At 67.6% G+C, this 18,993-nt stretch carries 16 protein-coding genes; 12 read left to right on the top strand and 4 right to left on the bottom strand.

The annotated features are described in order from the left end of the window. Nucleotides 1–52: 52 nt before the first annotated feature. Nucleotides 53–991, bottom strand: coding sequence for a LysR substrate-binding domain-containing protein (locus tag AT700_RS25615; protein ID WP_003095575.1), 939 nt, complete (start codon nucleotides 989–991; stop codon nucleotides 53–55). 619 nt (nucleotides 992–1,610) lie between these two features. Between AT700_RS25615 and AT700_RS25610 the strand changes: the two genes are divergently transcribed. From AT700_RS25610 to AT700_RS25575, 8 genes are all read left to right on the top strand, one after another. After that, nucleotides 1,611–2,735: a branched-chain amino acid ABC transporter substrate-binding protein gene (locus AT700_RS25610; RefSeq protein WP_003099985.1), complete on the top strand. Its 1,125-nt coding sequence runs from the start codon at nucleotides 1,611–1,613 to the stop codon at nucleotides 2,733–2,735. Between the two features lie 234 nt (nucleotides 2,736–2,969). Further along, complete coding sequence (locus AT700_RS25605; RefSeq protein ID WP_003095571.1) at nucleotides 2,970–3,884, top strand: ABC transporter permease subunit; 915 nt, start codon at nucleotides 2,970–2,972, stop codon at nucleotides 3,882–3,884. Between the two features lie 10 nt (nucleotides 3,885–3,894). Beyond that, a complete protein-coding gene (livM, locus tag AT700_RS25600; protein ID WP_003161297.1) occupies nucleotides 3,895–5,172 on the top strand; it encodes a high-affinity branched-chain amino acid ABC transporter permease LivM in 1,278 nt (425 codons plus the stop codon). Further along, entirely contained in the window at nucleotides 5,169–6,041 is an 873-nt protein-coding gene (locus AT700_RS25595) for an ATP-binding cassette domain-containing protein (protein WP_003095566.1), read from the top strand. The genes livM and AT700_RS25595 overlap by 4 nt, the downstream gene beginning before the upstream one ends. Further along, on the top strand, nucleotides 6,038–6,754 hold the full coding sequence (locus AT700_RS25590) for an ABC transporter ATP-binding protein (RefSeq protein ID WP_003095563.1): 717 nt from the start codon (nucleotides 6,038–6,040) through the stop codon (nucleotides 6,752–6,754). The genes AT700_RS25595 and AT700_RS25590 overlap by 4 nt, the downstream gene beginning before the upstream one ends. Before the next feature lie 70 nt (nucleotides 6,755–6,824). Continuing rightward, nucleotides 6,825–7,757, top strand: a complete 933-nt coding sequence (locus AT700_RS25585; protein ID WP_014603519.1) for an ornithine cyclodeaminase family protein — start codon at nucleotides 6,825–6,827, stop codon at nucleotides 7,755–7,757. 357 nt (nucleotides 7,758–8,114) lie between these two features. Next, nucleotides 8,115–8,876, top strand: a complete 762-nt coding sequence (locus tag AT700_RS25580; RefSeq protein WP_003095557.1) for an SDR family oxidoreductase — start codon at nucleotides 8,115–8,117, stop codon at nucleotides 8,874–8,876. Nucleotides 8,877–8,939: 63 nt separating this feature from the next. After that, a complete protein-coding gene (locus tag AT700_RS25575) occupies nucleotides 8,940–9,653 on the top strand; it encodes a GntR family transcriptional regulator (protein ID WP_003099978.1) in 714 nt (237 codons plus the stop codon). Here AT700_RS25575 and AT700_RS25570 read toward each other — a convergent pair. Together AT700_RS25570 and AT700_RS25565 are read right to left on the bottom strand one after the other, a co-directional pair. After that, nucleotides 9,650–10,603, bottom strand: coding sequence for a PDR/VanB family oxidoreductase (locus AT700_RS25570; protein WP_003121141.1), 954 nt, complete (start codon nucleotides 10,601–10,603; stop codon nucleotides 9,650–9,652). The two genes, AT700_RS25575 and AT700_RS25570, sit on opposite strands and share 4 nt — an antisense overlap. 14 nt (nucleotides 10,604–10,617) lie before the next feature. Then, nucleotides 10,618–11,673, bottom strand: coding sequence for an aromatic ring-hydroxylating oxygenase subunit alpha (locus AT700_RS25565; protein ID WP_003099966.1), 1,056 nt, complete (start codon nucleotides 11,671–11,673; stop codon nucleotides 10,618–10,620). A gap of 378 nt (nucleotides 11,674–12,051) precedes the next feature. On the opposite strand from AT700_RS25565, the gene AT700_RS25560 reads away from it, so the two are divergent. Then, nucleotides 12,052–13,386, top strand: coding sequence for an MFS transporter (locus AT700_RS25560; RefSeq protein WP_003112297.1), 1,335 nt, complete (start codon nucleotides 12,052–12,054; stop codon nucleotides 13,384–13,386). A gap of 14 nt (nucleotides 13,387–13,400) precedes the next feature. Here AT700_RS25560 and AT700_RS25555 read toward each other — a convergent pair whose 3' ends face one another. Continuing rightward, complete coding sequence (locus AT700_RS25555) at nucleotides 13,401–14,297, bottom strand: LysR family transcriptional regulator (protein ID WP_003095545.1); 897 nt, start codon at nucleotides 14,295–14,297, stop codon at nucleotides 13,401–13,403. Between the two features lie 100 nt (nucleotides 14,298–14,397). Here AT700_RS25555 and mdlC point away from each other — a divergent pair, with 100 nt between their 5' ends. From mdlC to AT700_RS25540, 3 genes are all read left to right on the top strand, one after another. Beyond that, the gene (mdlC, locus tag AT700_RS25550; protein ID WP_003457401.1) at nucleotides 14,398–15,984 is read left to right on the top strand and encodes a benzoylformate decarboxylase; all 1,587 of its coding nucleotides are present in this window, start codon (nucleotides 14,398–14,400) and stop codon (nucleotides 15,982–15,984) included. Nucleotides 15,985–16,070: 86 nt separating this feature from the next. Next, a complete protein-coding gene (locus AT700_RS25545; RefSeq protein WP_023120924.1) occupies nucleotides 16,071–17,411 on the top strand; it encodes an MFS transporter in 1,341 nt (446 codons plus the stop codon). 22 nt (nucleotides 17,412–17,433) lie between these two features. Beyond that, on the top strand, nucleotides 17,434–18,903 hold the full coding sequence (locus AT700_RS25540) for an aldehyde dehydrogenase family protein (protein WP_016562413.1): 1,470 nt from the start codon (nucleotides 17,434–17,436) through the stop codon (nucleotides 18,901–18,903). Nucleotides 18,904–18,993 lie beyond the last annotated feature (90 nt).

Raw genomic sequence — 18,993 nt, 5'->3', positions numbered from 1 at the left:
CGTTCCGAGGTGAACCGAGTGAGAGTAAAGATGGTTCCGCGCAGCGGAAACGTCAAACCGGGCCGTGGCGCGTCTGGCGGGGGCCCGCTGAGGGTTGCTCCTGCTCCAGGCGCTCTACCATCCACTCGATGAAATGGCGCACCTTGGGGACTTCCGCGGCATGCTCGGGATAGGCCAGGTAGTAGGCCTCCTGGCTGGGCAGGGCGTGCGGCCAGGCGATCGCCAGCTTGCCTTCGGCGAGTTCCTCCTCGACCAGGAAGCGCGGTAGCAAGGCTACCCCGCAACCGGCCTGGGCGGCGCGGATGCACATGTAGAAGGTGTCGAAGCGTGGACCGTGGTAGCAACCCTGGCAATTTCGCTCCAGGCTGGCGAACCAGTCGTGCCAGGCCTCCGCGCGGCTGGCGTTCTGCAGCAGCACCAGCCCCGCCAGTTGGGTCGGTTCGTCCAGTCCGCCGGCCGGCAGCAGGGATGGCGCGCAGACCGCCACCAGTTGTTCGCCGAACAGGCGGATGCACTCGGCGCCCGGCAGGGTGCCGGGGCCGAAGAAGAACGCCAGGTCGCAATGGCCCTGGCGCAGGTCGTCCGGTTCCAGTTCCTGGCGCAGGTCGAGGTGGATGTTCGGGTGGCGGTGGCGCCAGCCGTTCAGTTGCGGGATCAGCCAGCGCGCGCCGAAGGTCGGCGGGGTCGCCACTCGCAGCACTTCGGTCTCGCCGCCGTAGGAAAGCAGGAAGCGGGTGGACAGCTCTACCTGTTGCAGGATGCGTCGTACCTCGGCCAGGTACAGCTCGCCGGCCGGGGTCAGTTGCAAGCGCTTGCGCACCCGGCGGAACAGGGCGTGCTGCAGTTGCTCCTCGAGTTGCGCGACCTGCTTGCTCATGGCGCTCTGGGTCAGGCTCAACTCTTCGGCGGCGCGGGTGAAGCTCAGGTGCCGGGCTACCGCTTCGAAGCATTGCAGGGCGGTCATCGACGGCAGGCGGCGTTTGTTCAGCATGGCGGGTTTCCTGGCGCGGGTGGAGCGGGCGGAACGCGTTATATGAATAAACGGAATGACGTAGGGAGGAAAGCTCGCTTGCCGGAGTGCCGGGCGACGCTTATTACTGCCGGCAAGTCTCGCGATAGAGCATTCGCTGGCTTATGACGAATCCGTCACAGGGTTTTGCGCCGAACGTGGCGTCGCTAACGGATATGTTCATGTCGTATTCGAATCGACTTTTTCCGCCAAGTACCGAATTCCAGGAAGTTCATGTTCATATTAATTTTAAAAACCGCTCTGTCCTGCACTTTCATTGAAAAAGAGGACCTCAATTAGTGCGTGGAACGCACCAGTGACGTGCAGTTTCTAACCGCTTCAATATCGTTGTAGAGTTATTCCTAGGAACGGTTCAGGCCTTGTGAAGCCTGGGCTGTAGCTCTCCGAAGGGGATTCGGAGAAATGCCTAAATGACTGATTTCCAATAACAAAGATAAAAACGGAAAGGAGGGCTAAAGTTCTTGTGGCCGGCCACTCAGGAAAAAAACGAATGGCACGCCGCTTGCTCTGCCTGTTGAGCGAAACACAACAACAACATCGTAGTTACGAGCGCCAACATCATCCTCAGGAGCAACACCCCATGTCCAAGAAGCTGTTCAGAAAAGGCATCCTGGCTCTCGCGGTTTCATCCGTGATGGGTCTTTCCACGCATGCGCTGGCCGACGTCGTGATCGGCGTGGCCGGACCGCATACCGGCGCCAACGCCTCCTTCGGCGAGCAATACTGGCGCGGCGCGTCCCAGGCGGCGGAAGACATCAACGCGGCGGGTGGGATCAACGGCGAGAAGATCAAGCTGGTCAAGGCCGACGACGCCTGCGAACCGAAGCAGGCCGTGGCCGTGGCCAACCGCCTGGTGGACCAGGACAAGGCCATCGCCGTGGTCGGCCATTTCTGCTCTTCTTCGACCATCCCCGCATCCGAGGTCTACGACGAGGCCGGGATCATCGCCATCACCCCCGGTTCCACCAACCCGCAGGTCACCGAGCGCGGACTCTCCGGGATGTTCCGCATGTGCGGCCGCGACGACCAGCAGGGCGTGGTCGCCGGCGACTATATCGTCAACGTGCTCAAGGCCAAGAAGGTCGCGGTGATCCATGACAAGGACACCTACGGCCAGGGCCTGGCGGACGCCACCAGGGCGCAACTGAACAAGCTCGGCGTGAAAGAGGTTCTCTACGAGGGCCTGACCCGCGGCGAGAAGGACTTCAACGCGCTGGTCACCAAGATCCGCGCCTCCGGTGCCGAGGTCGTCTACTTCGGCGGCCTGCATCCGGAAGCCGGTCCGCTGGTACGGCAGATGCGCGAACAGGGACTGACCGCCAGGTTCATGTCCGACGACGGCGTGGTCACCGACGAACTGGCGACCACCGCCGGCGGTCCGCAGTACGTCAAGGGCGTGCTGATGACCTTCGGCGCCGACCCGCGGCTGATCCCCGACGGCAAGGCGGTGGTGGAGAAGTTCCGTGCCGGCGGTTTCGAGCCGGAAGGCTACACCCTCTACTCCTACGCCTCGATCCAGTCCCTGGCGGCGGCCTTCAACGGCGCCGGCGCCAACGATCCGGCCAAGGCCGCCGAGTGGCTGAAGTCGCATCCGGTGCAGACCGTGATGGGCAAGAAGGAATGGGACAAGAAGGGCGACCTGAAAGTCTCCGACTACGTGGTCTACGAGTGGGACGACAAGGGCAAGTACCACCAGTTGCCCTGATCGCGCTCGACCGCCATGCGCCGGGCACAGGCCCGGCGCATGGGTAAGTCCGGGAGCTGCTGAAGTGCTCGCCCGTGCTTGCCGCCGTAGTGCGGATTCACCGAAGACGTCTGCGTGTGGTCGGTCTGGAGTCCCGCGATCCGGGGCCGTTTCAGTAGCACCCGTCCGCTTTCACCGGCGAGCGCCGGCGCGCCTTACAAAGGCCGTCGCGATTCGCCCTGAAGAGACTGAAAAATGGACGGCATCTTCCTCCAGCAAATGATCAACGGGCTGACCCTCGGCTCGGTCTACGGCCTCATCGCCATCGGCTACACCATGGTCTACGGCATCATCGGCATGATCAACTTCGCCCACGGCGAGGTGTACATGATCTCCGCCTACCTGTCGGCCATCGCCCTTGCCCTGCTGGCCTTCTTCGGCCTGCAGAACTTCCCGCTGCTGATCCTCGGCACCTTGCTGTTCACCGTGCTGGTGACCTGCACCTACGGCTGGGTGATCGAGCGCATCGCCTACAAGCCGCTGCGCAACTCCACGCGCCTGGCGCCGCTGATCTCGGCGATCGGCATGTCGCTGATCCTGCAGAACTACGTGCAGGTGGCGCAGGGACCGCGCCAGCAGGGGATCCCGACCCTGCTCGACGGCGCCCTGAAATTCCACGTCGGCGACGGTTTCGTCCAGCTCACCTACACCAAGCTGTTCATCCTGATCGCTTCGCTGATCGGCATGGCGGTGCTGACCTACGTGATCCGCTACACCAAGCTCGGGCGCATGTGCCGGGCGACCCAGCAGGACCGCAAGATGGCTTCGATCCTGGGGATCAACACCGACCGGGTGATCTCCTACGTGTTCGTCATCGGCGCGGCGATGGCCGCCCTGGCCGGGGTGCTGATCACCATGAACTACGGCACCTTCGACTTCTACGCCGGCTTCATCATCGGCATCAAGGCGTTCACCGCGGCGGTGCTCGGCGGCATCGGCTCGCTGCCCGGGGCGATGCTCGGCGGCCTGGTGCTGGGAGTGGCCGAGGCGCAGTTCTCGGGGATGGTCAACACCGACTACAAGGACGTGTTCGCCTTCTCGTTGCTGGTACTGATCCTGATCTTCCGTCCCCAGGGCCTGCTCGGCCGCCCGCAGATCGCCAAGGTGTAAGGGGACGACGATGAGCAACGAGACTTCCATCGATCTCAAGCAGTGCGTCGTCGATGCCGTGCTCTCCGGGTTGATCGCCCTGGTGGTGTTCGGCCCCATCGTCGGCGTGGTCCTCGACGGCTACGGCTTCAACCTGCATTACGAGCGGGTCGGCTGGATCATCGCGATCGTGATGGCCGGGCGCTTCCTGCTCAGCCTCTACCTGCAGACCCGCGGCGGGCGCGCCGTGCTGGAGCGCTTCGAGGGGGCTGGCAGCGGCGTCCACGTCCTGCCGCCGGGCTACAAGACCCGCTTGCGCTGGATCGTGCCGCTGATCCTGGTGGCCGCGGTGATCTTCCCGTTCTTCGCCAGCAAGTACCTGCTGGCGGTGGTCATCCTCGGCCTGATCTACGTGCTGCTGGGCCTGGGCCTGAACATCGTGGTCGGCCTCGCCGGGCTGCTCGACCTCGGCTACGTGGCCTTCTACGCCATCGGCGCCTATGGCCTGGCGCTGGGCTACCAGTACCTCGGCCTGGGCTTCTGGACCGTCCTGCCGCTGGCCGCGCTGACCGCCGCGGTGGCCGGCGCGATCCTCGGCTTCCCGGTGTTGCGCATGCATGGCGACTACCTGGCGATCGTCACCCTGGGCTTCGGCGAGATCATCCGCCTGGTACTGAACAACTGGCTGTCCTTCACCGGCGGGCCGAACGGCATGCCGGCGCCGGCGCCGACCTTCCTCGGCCTGGAGTTCGGCCGCCGGGCCAAGGATGGCGGGGTGCCGATCCACGAGTTCCTCGGCATCGCCTACAACCCCAACATGAAGTTCCTGTTCATCTACGTGGTGCTGTTCCTGGTCGTGCTGCTGGTGCTCTACATCAAGCACCGGCTGACCCGGATGCCGGTCGGGCGCGCCTGGGAGGCGCTGCGCGAGGACGAGATCGCCTGTCGCGCGATGGGCCTCAACCATGTGCTGGTGAAACTCTCGGCGTTCATGCTCGGCGCCTCCACCGCGGGACTGGCCGGGGTGTTCTTCGCCAGCTACCAGGGCTTCGTCAACCCGTCCTCGTTCAACTTCTTCGAGTCGGCGCTGATCCTCGCCATCGTCGTGCTCGGCGGCATGGGCTCGACGGTCGGGGTGGTGATCGCCGCCTTCGTCCTCACCGTGGCGCCGGAGCTGCTGCGCAGCTTCGCCGACATCCGCGTGCTGCTGCTCGGGATACTCATGGTGGTGATGATGATCTGGCGGCCGCGCGGGCTGATCCGCATCAGCCGGGTGGGCTTCGCCCCGCGCAAGGGGGTGGCGCCATGAGCGACAAGATCCTCAGCGTCGAGCACCTGATGATGCACTTCGGCGGCATCAAGGCGCTCAACGACGTCAACCTCGACGTCGAGCGCGGTTCGATCACCGCGCTGATCGGCCCCAACGGCGCCGGCAAGACCACCGTGTTCAACTGTCTCACCGGCTTCTACAAGGCCACCGGCGGCAACATCCTGCTCAACACCCAGGGGCGCACCACGGACGTCATCCAGGTGCTCGGCGAGCCGTTCCAGCTGGACGACTTCGTCAAGCCGCCGCAACTGGGCAGTCGCCTCTACTACAAGATGTTCGGCGGCACCCACCTGGTGAACCGCGCCGGGCTGGCGCGGACCTTCCAGAACATCCGCCTGTTCAAGGACATGTCGGTGGTGGAGAACCTGCTGGTGGCGCAGCACATGTTCGTCAACCGCAACCTGCTCGCCGGCATCCTCAACACTCCCGGCTATCGCCGCGCCGAGAGCGAGGCGCTGGACCACGCGTTCTACTGGCTGGAGGTGGTCGACCTGGTGGACTGCGCCAACCGCCTGGCCGGCGAGATGTCCTACGGCCAGCAGCGGCGCCTGGAGATCGCCCGGGCCATGTGCACGCGGCCGGAACTCATCTGCCTGGACGAACCGGCCGCCGGCCTCAACCCGGCCGAGACCCACGCCCTGAGCAACATCGTCCGCTACCTGCGCGACCACCACGGGATCACCGTACTGCTGATCGAGCATGACATGGGCATGGTGATGAACATCTCCGACCACATCATCGTGCTCGACCACGGCGACGTGATCGCCCGTGGCAACCCCGAACAGATCCGCCATGACGAGAAGGTGATCGCCGCCTATCTCGGTGCCGACGAAGAGGAGCTGTCATGAGCGCGGCGTTGCTGGAATTCCGTGAGGTGGACGTGTTCTACGGGCCGATCCAGGCGCTGAAGAAGGTCTCGCTGCAGGTCAACGAGGGCGAGACGGTGAGCCTGATCGGCGCCAACGGCGCGGGCAAGTCGACGCTGTTGATGTCGATCTTCGGCCAGCCGCGTGCGGCGGCCGGGCAGATCCTCTATCGCGGCCAGGACATCCGCCAGAAGTCGGCGCACTACGTGGCGTCCAACGGCATCGCGCAGTCGCCGGAAGGACGCCGGGTGTTCCCCGACATGAGCGTCGAGGAAAACCTGCTGATGGGTACCATTCCCATCGGCATGGACCACGCCGAGGAGGACATGCAGCGCATGTTCGAGCTGTTCCCGCGCCTGAAGGAGCGGCGCAACCAGCGCGCCATGACCATGTCCGGCGGCGAGCAGCAGATGCTCGCCATCGCCCGCGCGCTGATGAGCCGGCCGAAGTTGCTGTTGCTCGACGAGCCCTCCCTGGGCCTGGCGCCGATCGTGGTCAAGCAGATCTTCCAGACCCTGCGCGAGCTGGCCAGGAGCGGCATGACCATCTTCCTCGTCGAGCAGAACGCCAACCATGCGCTGAAGCTCTCCGACCGCGCCTACGTGATGGTCACCGGGGAAATCCGCATGAGCGGCAGCGGCGAAGAACTGCTCGGCAACCAGGAGGTGCGCAACGCCTATCTCGGCGGACATTGAGCGCGCCCCGCCCCGGCTGCCTGGCCGCCGGGGCGGGCGCTGCCCTGGAGCCACGGAGGAAACTCGACTTATGCACAGCCTGCGCTTTTTCAGCAACGCCGAGGTCGCCGAGCGCCTGTCTTATCCACAACTGATCGAGGCGTTGCGCATCGGCCTGGCCAAGCCTTGCAGTGCGCCGCTGCGCAGCTGCCATGCCTTGCCGGCGCAGGCCTCGCTGCTACAGATGCCGGTGTGGCAGGCCGGTGAGGGGATCGGCGTGAAACTGGTGACGGTGTTCCCTGGCAATGGGGCGCGTGGCCTGCCGGCGGTGGCCGCGGTGTTCGCTCTGTTCGACGGCGAAGACGGTCGCCCGCTGGCGTTGCTGGAGGCTTCGGAGCTGACCGCCCGGCGTACCGCCTGCAGCTCGGCGCTGGCCGCCGACTACCTGGCGCGGGACGATGCGCGGCGCCTGCTGGTGGTCGGCTGCGGAACCCTGGCTGCGCACATGGTGCGGGCCCACGCCTGCGTGCGCGACTATCGCCACATCGACATCTGGGGCCGCGATCCGGCCAAGGCCGCCGCGCTGGCCGCCCGGCTGCGCGAGGAGGGCTACCCGGCGCGAGCGGCCGACGGGTTGCGCGCGGCGGTGGAGGCGGCCGATTGCGTCAGTTGCGTTACCACCTCCCGCGAAGCGCTGGTGCGCGGCGCATGGCTGAAGCCGGGCGTCCATCTCGACCTGGTCGGCGCCTTCCTGCCGTCCATGCGCGAGACTGACGCCCTGGCGGTGGCGCGCGCGCGGGTCGTGGTGGATACCCGCGCAGGCGCGCTGGAAGAGGCCGGCGACCTGTTGCAGGCGATCGCCGAAGGCGCCATCGGGCGCGAGGCGATATCCACCGAACTGCGCGACTTGCTGGGCGGGGCAGGGCGGCGCGGCGATCCCGGGGAAATCACCCTGTTCAAGTCGGTGGGTTATGCGCTGGAGGACCTGGTCGCCGCGCGCCGGGTTGTGGATAACGCCGCCTGAGGTTGTTCAGGATTTCTGTGCGGGGGCTTGTGGATAAGGTGGGTAAGAACCGCCAAGCCCCTGAATTGGCGAGGGTTAGGCGTGGCTGGTCAGAAAATGATCAGTGCTCGCGCCGGGGCACTTATCCCCAGCGCGTGGTCATGCCGCTGCCACAGTTGTTCAGGAAAACTGTGCGACGCCCTGTGGACAAGTTGGTGGCTGTTCGCTGCGGCCCAGGCACGGTGTGGGTTCCGCGAGGTTGGTCGTTTTTTGAGCAGGCGCCTCGGCAAACTCGTGCGCAACTGTATGGCCAACCGGGCACGGCGAGGCTCTAGAATCCCCGGATATCGTTTTTCCGCCCCGTACGAGGAGATGCCCATGTCGTCCACCCTGTTCATCACCGGCGCCACCTCAGGCTTCGGCGAAGCCTGCGCCCGTCGTTTCGCCGAGGCCGGCTGGTCGCTGGTGCTCACCGGCCGTCGCGAGGAGCGTCTGCAAGCCCTGGCCGGTGAGCTTTCGGCGAAGACCCGGGTGTTGCCGCTGACCCTGGACGTGCGCGACCGCGCGGCGATGAGCGCGGCCGTGGACAACCTGCCGGAAGAGTTCGCCACCCTGCGCGGCCTGATCAACAACGCCGGCCTGGCGCTGGGCACCGACCCGGCGCAGTCCTGCGACCTGGACGACTGGGACACCATGGTCGACACCAACATCAAGGGCCTGCTCTACAGCACGCGCCTGCTGCTGCCGCGGCTGATCGCCCACGGCGCCGGGGCGAGCATCGTCAACCTGGGTTCGGTGGCCGGCAAGTGGCCCTATCCGGGTAGCCATGTCTACGGCGGCACCAAGGCTTTCGTCGAGCAATTCTCCCTGAACCTGCGTTGCGACCTGCAGGGCACCGGGGTGCGCGTGACCAACCTCGAGCCGGGGTTGTGCGAGAGCGAGTTCTCCCTGGTCCGCTTCGGCGGCGACCAGGCGCGCTACGACAAGACCTACGCCGGAGCCCATCCGATCCAGCCGGAAGACATCGCCGAGACCATCTTCTGGATCATGAACCAGCCCGCCCACCTGAACATCAACAGCCTCGAGATCATGCCGGTGAGCCAGTCCTGGGCCGGCTTCGCCATCCACCGCGAAAGCTGACCGGCGGAGGCGGCCGGGGCACGCTATGATGCCCCGGACGTCCCGATCGAATAAGCGAATTCCATGAGCAAACCGGGCCAACGCGTGCTGGCCGAGCTACGCAAGCTGATCGCTTCCGGCGAACTCGCCGCCGGCGAGCGCATCGTCGAGATTCCCACCGCCGAACGCCTGCAGGTCTCGCGCATGCCGGTGCGCATCGCCCTGCGTACCCTCGAGCAGGAAGGCCTGCTGTGCAAGACCGGGCGCGGCTACAGGGTGCGCGCGGTGACCCGCGAGGATATCGCCGGCGCGGTCGAGGTGCGCGGCGTTCTGGAAGGCCTGGCGGCACGCCAGGCGGCCGAGCGCGGGCTGTCCGCCGAGGCACGGGCGACCCTGGAGGAATGCCTGGCCGAGGGCGACCGATTGTTCGCCAACGGCCAGGTCCTGCTGGAGGAGCTGGAGCGCTACCAGCGCATGAACATGCGTTTCCACCGCACCATCATCGAGGCCAGCGGCAACCCGGCGATCGCCGTGGCGCTGGCGCGCAACGACCACCTGCCGTTCGCCTCGGTGAGCGCCCTGGCGGTGGATCGCGACAATCTCGAGCAGGAATTCCGCCGTTTCAACTTTGCCCACATGCAGCACCACGCGGTGGTCGACGCGCTGGTCAACGGCCAGGGGGCGCGCGCCGAGGCGATCATGCGCGAGCACGCCAATGCGACCCTGCGCTACGCCGACTACTTCGATCCGGCGCGGCAGGGTGTCACCGTGCTTCACGGCGACGTCGCCGCCGACTAGAGATCCAGCACCAGCCGTGGGCTGCGCGAACGCGAACAGCAGGGCGTGAAGCAATCGTTGGCGGCCTGCTCCTCTTCGCTGAGGTAGAGGTCGCGATGCTCCGGCTCGCCGTCCAGCACGCGGGTCAGGCAGGTGCCGCAGATGCCCTGCTCGCAGGAGGCCGGCAGGTCCACCCCGGCTTCGCGCAGGGCCGCCAGCACGGTCTGCCCGGCGGCGACCCGGATCAGCGCCCCGTTGCTCGCCAACTGCACTTCGAAGGTGCCGTCCGCACTGGCGTCTCGTGGCGCGGCGGCGAAGTGCTCGCGATGCAAGCGGCTTGCTTCCCAGCCCAGTTCGCGGGCGCTTTCTTCGATCCACTGCATGAAGCCCGCCGGCCCGCAAAGGTATAGCTGGGCGTCGCGCGGACTGGTCGCCAGCAGGGCGCGAAGGTCCGCGCGCCGGCTGCTTTCGCCGTGGTCGAAGTGGCAGTGCACGCGGTCGGCGAAGGCGCACCGGCCAAGGTAGTCGACGAAGGCCGCGCGCTCGGCGGAATGCGCGCAGTAGTGCAACTGGAAGTCGGCGCCATCGCGGGCCAGGCGTTCGGCCATCGCCAGCAGCGGCGTGATGCCGATGCCGCCGGCGAACAGCAGGCGCGGACCGGGCTCCGGCGACAGCGGGAAGAGATTGCGCGGCTCGCCGATGTGCAGGCGCTGGCCGACCCGCAGTTCGGCGTGCAGCGTGGCCGAGCCGCCGCGCGAATCGCGGCAGCGGAGTACGGCGATACGGTAGTGGCGCGGCCGTTCGGCGGGGCCGCAGAGGGAGTACTGGCGGACCAGGCCGTTGGGCAGGTGCAGGTCGATGTGTGCGCCCGGCTCGAAGGACGGCAGGGCCGCCCCGTCGGCCCGGAACAGTTCGAAGCTGTGGATATCCTGCGCCTCCAGGCGGATGGCGCCGACGATGACCTCGATCATGGCGAAGGCTCCCGTCAGGCCTGGGCGCGGTTGGGGGCGGCGGCCTGGCGCTCGTCCGCCAGCAGGCGCTCGATGATGCGCCGGGCCTGCACGCCGCCGGCGTCGATGTTCAGTTTCAGCAGGTCGCGCCGTGGATGGCGCAGCAGGTTGCGCTGCTGGCTTTCGAGCATTTCCAGGTCTTCGCCGAAGATCTTTCCCTGGCCTTCGCGAATGCTCTCGGTGAGCGCCTGGTCGTGGGCCTGGAAGTTGCGCGCCATGCCCCAGAAGTACCAGATGGAAGTGGCGCTCTCCGGGGTGATGAAGTCGACCACGATGCTCGCCGCCTTGCGCTCCGCCGGCGCCTGGTAGCCGCCGTGGCCGGCGTGGGCCACGCCGACCTCGATCAGCACGTGGCTGGGCGGCGTGAAGCGGCAGATCTGCCAGCGGTCCACCGCCACGTCGTCGGCCAGGCCGTTGCCGCGCAGAGCCATGCGCCAGAACGGCGGGGCCATGACATTCTGCATGTGGCGGCTGGTGATCACCTCGTCGCCTTCCACCCGCGTGGTCGGCGCGGCCTCGTCGATTTCCTTCTGGCCGATGCTGGACGCATGGACATAGGTCTCGTGGGTCAGGTCCATCAGGTTATCGATCATCAGGCGATAGTCGCAGTGGATGTGGTACAGCCCGCCGCCATAGGCCCAATCGGGGCTTTCCGCCCATTCCAGGCGGGGTATCAGCGCGGCGTCGGCCTGTTCTTCCGCGCCCGGCCAGACCCAGACGAAGCCGTGCCGTTCCTGCACCGGGAAGCGACGGATGCAGGGGAAGCCGCGGACCCGCTGGCCGGGCATCGCGCGGGTGCGACCGTCCTCGCCCATTGCCAGGCCGTGGTAGCCGCAGACCAGCACGCCGTCCTCGACGAAGCCCAGCGACAGCGGCGCGCCACGGTGCGGGCAGAAATCCTCGAGGGCCGCCACGCGGCCGTCCTCGCCTCGGTAGAAAACCATCGGCTCGTCGCAGATGCGTCGGCCGAGCGGCTTGCCGGCCAGTTCGTCGGGGGTGCAGGCCACGTACCAGGCGTTCTTCGGAAACATCGTCGGATCCTCTCGTTGTTTTTGTAATTGGATCCAATGATTCGCGAGGCAACTTTTCCAAGTCAACCGCTTCTGTACAAAAAATAATCTGTTCGATAGTCGCACATAAAAAACTTCAGGAATAAATTGCCAAATTATCTCGTTCCAGAGCCTTTCTCGGATTTCGCTGACAGTGGGATATCCACTGGCCATCCGTTTTCTTGTCGTCAAAATGGATCCAATAGGATTGCGGCATCGACGCAACGGTGCCAGGGTGCCTGCGCTTGCCGTGCCTACAACAACAAGAAAAAGGGTCTTCCCAATGATGGATTCCTGCATTCCCGCGCCTCGCTCCCGCCTGCCGTCGCTTCTTTCCTGTCCGCTCGGGGAGGGCCGCCCATGAACCGGGACTTGCGCCGCGCTCTCGACGACGAACCGATGCGTCCGTTCCAGTGGCTGGCGGTGGCTGTGTGTATCGTGCTCAACCTGATCGATGGCTTCGACGTGCTGGTGATGGCCTTCACCGCATCCTCGGTGGCCGCCGAATGGAACCTTGGCGGCGCCGAGATCGGCCTGCTGCTCAGCGCCGGCCTCTTTGGCATGGCCGCCGGCTCGCTGTTCATCGCGCCCTGGGCCGACCGCTGGGGGCGCCGCCCGCTGATCCTCGCCTGCCTGGCGCTGTCGGGCCTGGGCATGCTCGCCTCGGCGCTGAGCCAGGCGGCCTGGCAACTGGCGTTGCTGCGCGGGCTGACCGGACTGGGTATCGGCGGCATCCTCGCCAGCAGCAACGTGATCGCCAGCGAGTACGCCTCGCGCCGCTGGCGCGGCCTGGCGGTAAGCCTGCAGTCCACCGGCTACGCGCTCGGCGCGACCCTTGGCGGACTGCTCGCGGTATGGCTGATCGGCGCCTGGGGCTGGCGCTCGGTGTTCGTCTTCGGCGCTGGCCTGACCCTGGCGGTGATCCCGCTGGTCTGCCTGTGCCTGCCGGAGTCGCTGGACTTCCTCCTGGCGCGCCGGCCGCCGCGGGCGTTGCAACGGGTCAACGCGCTGGCCCGGCGCCTGGGCCGCGCGGCGCTCGCGGAACTGCCGAGCCCGCCCGGTGGCGGAGCGGAGCACGGTAGCCGCCTCGCCCGGTTGCTTTGCGTTGCCCAGCGACGTACCACGCTGCTGCTCTGGGCGCTGTTTTTCCTGGTGATGTTCGGCTTCTACTTCATCATGAGCTGGACGCCGAAGCTGCTGGTCGCCGCCGGCCTGTCCACCGCCCAGGGCATCACCGGCGGCACCCTGCTGAGCATCGGCGGGATCTTCGGTGCCGCCTTGCTCGGCGGGCTTGCCGCGCGCTTTCGCCTGGAACGGGTGCTGGCGCTGTTCATGCTGCTTACCGCCGCTCTGCTCGCGCTGTTCTCGCTGAGTGCCGGGCTGCCCGGCGCGGCCTTGCCGCTGGGACTGCTGATCGGGCTTTGCGCCAACGCCTGCGTGGCCGGCCTGTATGCCCTGGCGCCGAGCCTCTACGACGCTTCGGTGCGCGCCACCGGGGTCGGCTGGGGGATCGGCGTCGGTCGCGGCGGGGCGATCCTCTCGCCGCTGGTGGCCGGGCTCCTGCTCGACGACGGCTGGCAGCCGCTGTCCCTCTATGGGGCGTTCGCGGCGGTGTTCGTCGTCGCGGCCGCCGTGTTGCCGCTGCTCGGTGCGCGGCGTCGCGAGCGCTCGCCGACGCTGGGAGACGCTGCGTGAGGGCCGCCGGCGTTTCAGCGTTGGGCGGCGATGATCGCCTCGGCGATGGTGGTGCGGAACCAGTTCAGCGCCGCCGAGCGTTCGCTGCTCTCGTGCCAGTGCAGGGAGACGTCGAACGGCGGCAGGGTGAAGGGCAGTTCGAGCATGCGCATGCCGCCTTCGGCGACGAAGCGATAGGCGATCTGCGCCGGCAGGATGGTCAGCAGCTCGGTACCGGGAATGATCTTCGGCAGCACCGAGAAGTGCGGCACCCGCAGGCTGATGCGGCGCTGCACCTGCATGGCCTCGAGCACGTCCTCGGCGATGCCGTGGCCGGAGGTACGGGTCACCACGATGTGCCGCTCGGCCAGGTACTGCTCCAGGCTCAGGCTGTCGCCGATCCGCGGGTGGCGGTCGCTGAGCAGGCACACGTAGCGCTCGTGCAGGACCCGCTGGCTGCGCGCGCCGGGCACCGGCTGGCGGCAGATCGCCGCATCGACCTTGGCGCTGCTCAGCCAGGCGCCGACCTCGTCCACCTGCAGCGGCAGCACTTCCACTTCGGCGAACGGCGCGTCGCGGGTCAGGCGTTCGAGGATCAGCGAGAGGAAACCCACTTCGCCGAGATCGGTGAGGGCGATGCGGAAACGTCGCTCGGTGGTCGCCGGATCGAAGTGGCGAACGCTCTGTACCGCGCCCTCGATGCGCGTCAGCGACTCGCGGAAGGTGCCGTAGAGCTGCTCGGCGACGAAGGTCGGCTGGATGCCGTCGCGGGTGCGGGTGAACAACGCGTCGTCGAACAGTTCGCGCAGGCGCGCCAGGGCGTAGCTCACCGATGGCTGGGTGACGAACAGGCGCTCCGCGGCGAGGGTCACGCTGCCGGCTTCGTAGAGGGTGACGAAGGTGCGGATCAGGTTGAGATCGATCGGACTCATATAGACCAGTTCTATTTTTTATAGAAAGAGTATCGATTTGATTGATTATCGAGCGGCTGCAACAGTAGCGCAAATCCAGGAAACGAGCTTGAAGGCCTGCATGAAAACCGTCCATTCCGCGTCTTACGAGATCCTCCGTCGCCACGGCCTGACCACCGTCTTCGGCAACCCCGGCTCCAACGAGCTGCCGTTCCTCAAGGACTTCCCCGAGGATTTCCGCTACATCCTCGGCCTGCACGAGGGCGCGGTGGTCGGCATGGCCGATGGCTTCGCCCTGGCCAGCGGCCGCCCGGCCTTCGTCAACCTGCATGCGGCGGCTGGCACCGGCAACGGTATGGGTGCCCTGACCAACGCCTGGTACTCCCATAGCTCCCTGGTCATCACCGCCGGGCAGCAGGTGCGCTCGATGATCGGGGTCGAGGCGATGCTCGCCAACGTCGATGCCGGACAACTGCCCAAGCCGCTGGTGAAATGGAGCCACGAGCCGGCCTGCGCCCAGGATGTACCGCGCGCGCTGAGCCAGGCGATCCAGACCGCCAGCCTGCCGCCGCGGGCGCCGGTGTACCTGTCGATTCCCTACGACGACTGGGCGCAACCGGCGCCGGCCGGCGTCGAACACCTGGCTGCGCGCCAGGTCAGCGGCGCCGCGCTGCCCGCGCCGGCATTGCTGGCCGAACTCGGCGAGCGCCTGTCGCGCTCGCGCAACCCGGTGCTGGTGCTCGGTCCGGACGTCGACGGGGCGAATGCCAACGGCCTGGCCGTGGAACTGGCGGAGAAGCTGCGGATGCCGGCCTGGGTCGCGCCGTCGGCCTCGCGTTGTCCGTTCCCCACCCGCCATGCCTGCTTCCGCGGCGTGCTGCCGGCGGCCATCGCCGGGATCAGCCGGCTGCTGGACGGCCACGACCTGATCCTGGTGGTCGGCGCGCCGGTGTTCCGCTATCACCAGTTCGCCCCCGGCGATTACCTGCCGGCCGGCGCCGAGCTGGTGCAGGTCACCTGCGATCCCGGCGAAGCGGCACGGGCGCCGATGGGCGACGCGTTGGTCGGCGACATCGCGCTGACCCTCGAGGCACTGCTCGAACAGGTCCGCCCCAGTGCGCGGCCGTTGCCCGAGGCGCTGCCGCGACCGCCGGCGCTGGCCGAGGAGGGCGGACCGCTGCGTCCGGAAACCGTGTTCGACGTGATCGATGCGCTGGCGCCGCGCGACGCCATCTTCGTCAAGGAGTCGACTTCCACCGTGACCGCCTTCTGGCAGCGCGTGGAGATGCGCGAGCCGGGCAGCTACTTCTTCCCGGCCGCCGGCGGCCTCGGCTTCGGCCTGCCGGCGGCGGTTGGCGCGCAACTGGCGCAGCCGCGGCGGCAGGTGATCGGGATCATCGGCGACGGCTCGGCCAACTACGGCATCACCGCGCTCTGGAGTGCCGCGCAATACCGCGTGCCGGCGGTGTTCATCATCCTCAAGAACGGTACCTACGGCGCCCTGCGCTGGTTCGCCGGGGTGCTCGAGGTGCCCGATGCGCCGGGGCTCGACGTGCCCGGCCTGGACTTCTGCGCGATCGCCCGCGGCTATGGCGTCGAGGCGCTCCACGCGGCCACCCGCGAAGAGCTGGAAGGTGCCTTGAAGCATGCCCTGGCCGCTGATCGCCCGGTTTTGATCGAGGTGCCGACGCAAACCATCGAACCCTGATGTTCCACGGCGCCGCCCCATGCCAGAGTGGGCGGTGCCGACCGACGCCCGCGTGCGCCCATAACAAGAACAAGAGAGAGGTTGGTATGAACAGGCAATCCGCTGCGGCGGTGATCGACGCTGCCCGCTTTAACCGTACTCACTGGCTGATCCTCGGCTGGGGGTGTTTCATCATGCTGTTCGACGGCTACGACATGGTCATCTACGGCTCGGTGGTGCCACGCCTGATGCAGGAGTGGCAGCTGAGCCCGGTGCAGGCCGGCACCCTCGGCAGTTGCGCGCTGTTCGGCATGCTCTTCGGCGGCACCCTGCTGGCGCCGCTGGCGGACCGTTTCGGCCGGCGCCGCCTGGTGATCGCCACCACCCTGCTGGCGAGCCTCGCCGCCTTCCTCACCGGGCACGCCCGCGACCCGCTGGAACTGGGCGCCGGACGCTTCTTCACCGGCCTGGCACTGGGCGCGCTGGTGCCCAGCGCGATCAACCTGATCAGCGAATTCGCCCCGGCCGGGCGGCGCAGCACCCTGGTCACGGTGATGTCGGCCTTCTACTCGGTGGGCGCGGTGCTCTCGGCGCTACTGGCGATCGCCATGATCCCCGCCTGGGGCTGGCAATCGGTGTTCTACGTGGCGGTGCTGCCGGTGCTGGCGGTGCCGCTGATGTTGCGCTGGTTGCCGGAGTCGGCGGCGTTCCTCGAACTCAAGGGCCGCCGCGCCGAACTGGACGCGCTGCTGCGCAAGGTCGATCCCGACTACCGGCCCGGCGCCGAGCGGGCGAACGCTGTCGCGGCCGAAGCGCCGAGCGGACGGGTCGCCCAGTTGTTCGAGGGGCGCCAGGCAGTGGGCACCCTGCTGCTGTGGGTGGCCTTCGCCATGTGCATGCTGATGAGCTACGGGCTCAACACCTGGTTGCCGAAACTGATGGCCGGCGGCGGCTACGCCCTCGGTTCGAGCCTGGCGTTCCTCGTCACCCTGAATGTCGGGGCGACCCTCGGTGCGTTGTTCGGCGGCTGGCTGGCCGACCGCCTCGGCGCCGGCCGCACCCTGGTGCTGTTCTTCGCCCTGGCCGCGGCCTCCCTGGCGGCCCTCGGCCAGGGGCCAGGCCCCTGGCTGCTCAACGGCCTGCTGGTGGTGGCCGGCGCCACCACCATCGGCACCCTGGCGGTGATCCATGCCTACGCCGCGCAGTTCTATCCGGCCTGGGTGCGCTCCACCGGGGTCGGCTGGGCCGCCGGCGTCGGCCGCCTCGGCGCCATCGCCGGGCCGATGCTCGGCGGCAGCCTGCTGGCCCTGGAGCTGCCGTTCCAGCAGAACTTCCTGGCCTTCGCCGCGCCCGGCGTGATCGGCGCGCTGGCGATCGCCTGCATCCACCTGCGGCCGCGCGTGCCGGCGGAAGCGTCCGTCGACGCGACGGCGAAGAAACCCCTGTGATTTTCGAAAGAGGAGAAGAGCGATGAGCGATTCCCGTTATACCGACCTCGGTCTCCAGCCCCTGGCCGGCGAGTGGCGCCACGGCCGGGCCGGCCGCCGGCTGAAGGTGAGCAACCCGTTCGACGGCAGCCTGCTGCTGGAGATCGAGCAGGCCGACCGCGACGACCTCGATGCCGCCTACGCCAAGGCCGCCGAGGTCCAGCCGGCATGGGCCGCGCTCGGGCCCTCGGCACGCGCGGCGGTACTGTACAAGGCGGTGGAGGTGTTCGACCGCCGCCACGAGGAGATCGTCGACTGGATCATCCGCGAGTCCGGCAGCACCCGCCTGAAGGCCGAGATCGAATGGGGCGCGGCGCGCGCGATCACCCTGGAGTCGGCGTCGTTCCCGGCACGGGTGCACGGGCGCATCGTCGAGTCCGACGTGCCGGGCAAGGAAAGCCGGGTCTACCGCAGCGCCATCGGCGTGGTCGGGGTGATCAGCCCGTGGAACTTCCCGCTGCACCTGACCCAGCGTTCCATCGCCCCGGCCCTGGCGCTGGGCAACGCGGTGGTGGTCAAGCCGGCCAGCGACACGCCGGTCTGCGGCGGACTGCTGCTGGCGCGGATCTTCGAAGAGGCCGGGCTGCCGGCCGGGCTGTTCAGCGTGGTGGTCGGCCCCGGCAGCGAGATCGGCGACGCCTTCGTCGAGCACCCGGTGCCGGGCCTGGTGACCTTCACCGGATCGACCCCGGTGGGCCGTAACATCGGCCGCATCGCCAGCGGCGGCGCGCACCTCAAGCACGTGGCGCTGGAGCTGGGCGGCAACAGTCCGTTCGTGGTGCTCGGCGACGCCGATCTGGAGCAGGCGGTGAATGCCGCGGTGTTCGGCAAGTTCCTCCACCAGGGGCAGATCTGCATGGCGATCAACCGCATCATCGTCGAGGACAGCCTCTACGACGCTTTCGCCGCGCGCTTCGTCGAGCGGGTCAAGGGTCTCCGGGTCGGCGATCCGCAGCGCGCCGATACCGCGGTCGGGCCGATCGTCAACGCGCGCCAGCTCGAAGGCCTGCTGGAAAAGATCCGCCTGGCCCGCCAGGAAGGCGCCAAGCCGCTGTACGAGGGCGGCGTCGATGGGCAGTTGCTGGCTCCGCACGTATTCGGCGAGGTCACCGCGACGATGGAGATCGCCCGCGATGAAATCTTCGGCCCGCTGGTCGGCCTGCTCCGCGCGCGCGACGAGGCGCATGCGCTGGAGTTGGCCAACGCCAGCGAATACGGGCTGTCCAGCGCGGTGTTCAGCCGCGACCTGGAACGCGCGGTGTGCTTTGCCCGCCAGCTTCGCGCGGGGATGACCCACGTCAACGACATTCCGGTGAACGACGAGGCCAACGCGCCCTTCGGCGGCGAGAAGAACTCCGGACTTGGCCGCTTCAACGGCGACTGGGCCATCGAGGAATTCACCACCGACCACTGGATCAGCGTGCAGCACGCGCCGCGCCAGTACCCGTTCTGACCCTGGCGGCGGGGCCCGCGCCCCGCTGCTGACCCGACCGTCGTCGCCAGGTGGCCCGCAGAGGCTGCCGGGGCTCGGTCGTCCCTGAAA

Source organism: Pseudomonas aeruginosa, assembly GCF_001457615.1.
Classification (GTDB): Bacteria; Pseudomonadota; Gammaproteobacteria; order Pseudomonadales; family Pseudomonadaceae; genus Pseudomonas; species Pseudomonas aeruginosa.
The sequence above is the reverse complement of the archived record's forward strand: the minus strand, read 5'-3'. Positions and strand labels throughout refer to the sequence as shown.

Bases quoted from the DNA above. Each gene is read 5' to 3' on its own strand.
- AT700_RS25615 (WP_003095575.1), bottom strand. From the start codon at position 991: ATGCTGAACAAACGCCGCCTGCCGTCGATGACCGCCCTGCAATGCTTC.
- AT700_RS25610 (WP_003099985.1), top strand. From the start codon at position 1,611: ATGTCCAAGAAGCTGTTCAGAAAAGGCATCCTGGCTCTCGCGGTTTCA.
- AT700_RS25605 (WP_003095571.1), top strand. From the start codon at position 2,970: ATGGACGGCATCTTCCTCCAGCAAATGATCAACGGGCTGACCCTCGGC.
- livM (WP_003161297.1), top strand. From the start codon at position 3,895: ATGAGCAACGAGACTTCCATCGATCTCAAGCAGTGCGTCGTCGATGCC.
- AT700_RS25595 (WP_003095566.1), top strand. From the start codon at position 5,169: ATGAGCGACAAGATCCTCAGCGTCGAGCACCTGATGATGCACTTCGGC.
- AT700_RS25590 (WP_003095563.1), top strand. From the start codon at position 6,038: ATGAGCGCGGCGTTGCTGGAATTCCGTGAGGTGGACGTGTTCTACGGG.
- AT700_RS25585 (WP_014603519.1), top strand. From the start codon at position 6,825: ATGCACAGCCTGCGCTTTTTCAGCAACGCCGAGGTCGCCGAGCGCCTG.
- AT700_RS25580 (WP_003095557.1), top strand. From the start codon at position 8,115: ATGTCGTCCACCCTGTTCATCACCGGCGCCACCTCAGGCTTCGGCGAA.
- AT700_RS25575 (WP_003099978.1), top strand. From the start codon at position 8,940: ATGAGCAAACCGGGCCAACGCGTGCTGGCCGAGCTACGCAAGCTGATC.
- AT700_RS25570 (WP_003121141.1), bottom strand. From the start codon at position 10,603: ATGATCGAGGTCATCGTCGGCGCCATCCGCCTGGAGGCGCAGGATATC.
- AT700_RS25565 (WP_003099966.1), bottom strand. From the start codon at position 11,673: ATGTTTCCGAAGAACGCCTGGTACGTGGCCTGCACCCCCGACGAACTG.
- AT700_RS25560 (WP_003112297.1), top strand. From the start codon at position 12,052: ATGAACCGGGACTTGCGCCGCGCTCTCGACGACGAACCGATGCGTCCG.
- AT700_RS25555 (WP_003095545.1), bottom strand. From the start codon at position 14,297: ATGAGTCCGATCGATCTCAACCTGATCCGCACCTTCGTCACCCTCTAC.
- mdlC (WP_003457401.1), top strand. From the start codon at position 14,398: ATGAAAACCGTCCATTCCGCGTCTTACGAGATCCTCCGTCGCCACGGC.
- AT700_RS25545 (WP_023120924.1), top strand. From the start codon at position 16,071: ATGAACAGGCAATCCGCTGCGGCGGTGATCGACGCTGCCCGCTTTAAC.
- AT700_RS25540 (WP_016562413.1), top strand. From the start codon at position 17,434: ATGAGCGATTCCCGTTATACCGACCTCGGTCTCCAGCCCCTGGCCGGC.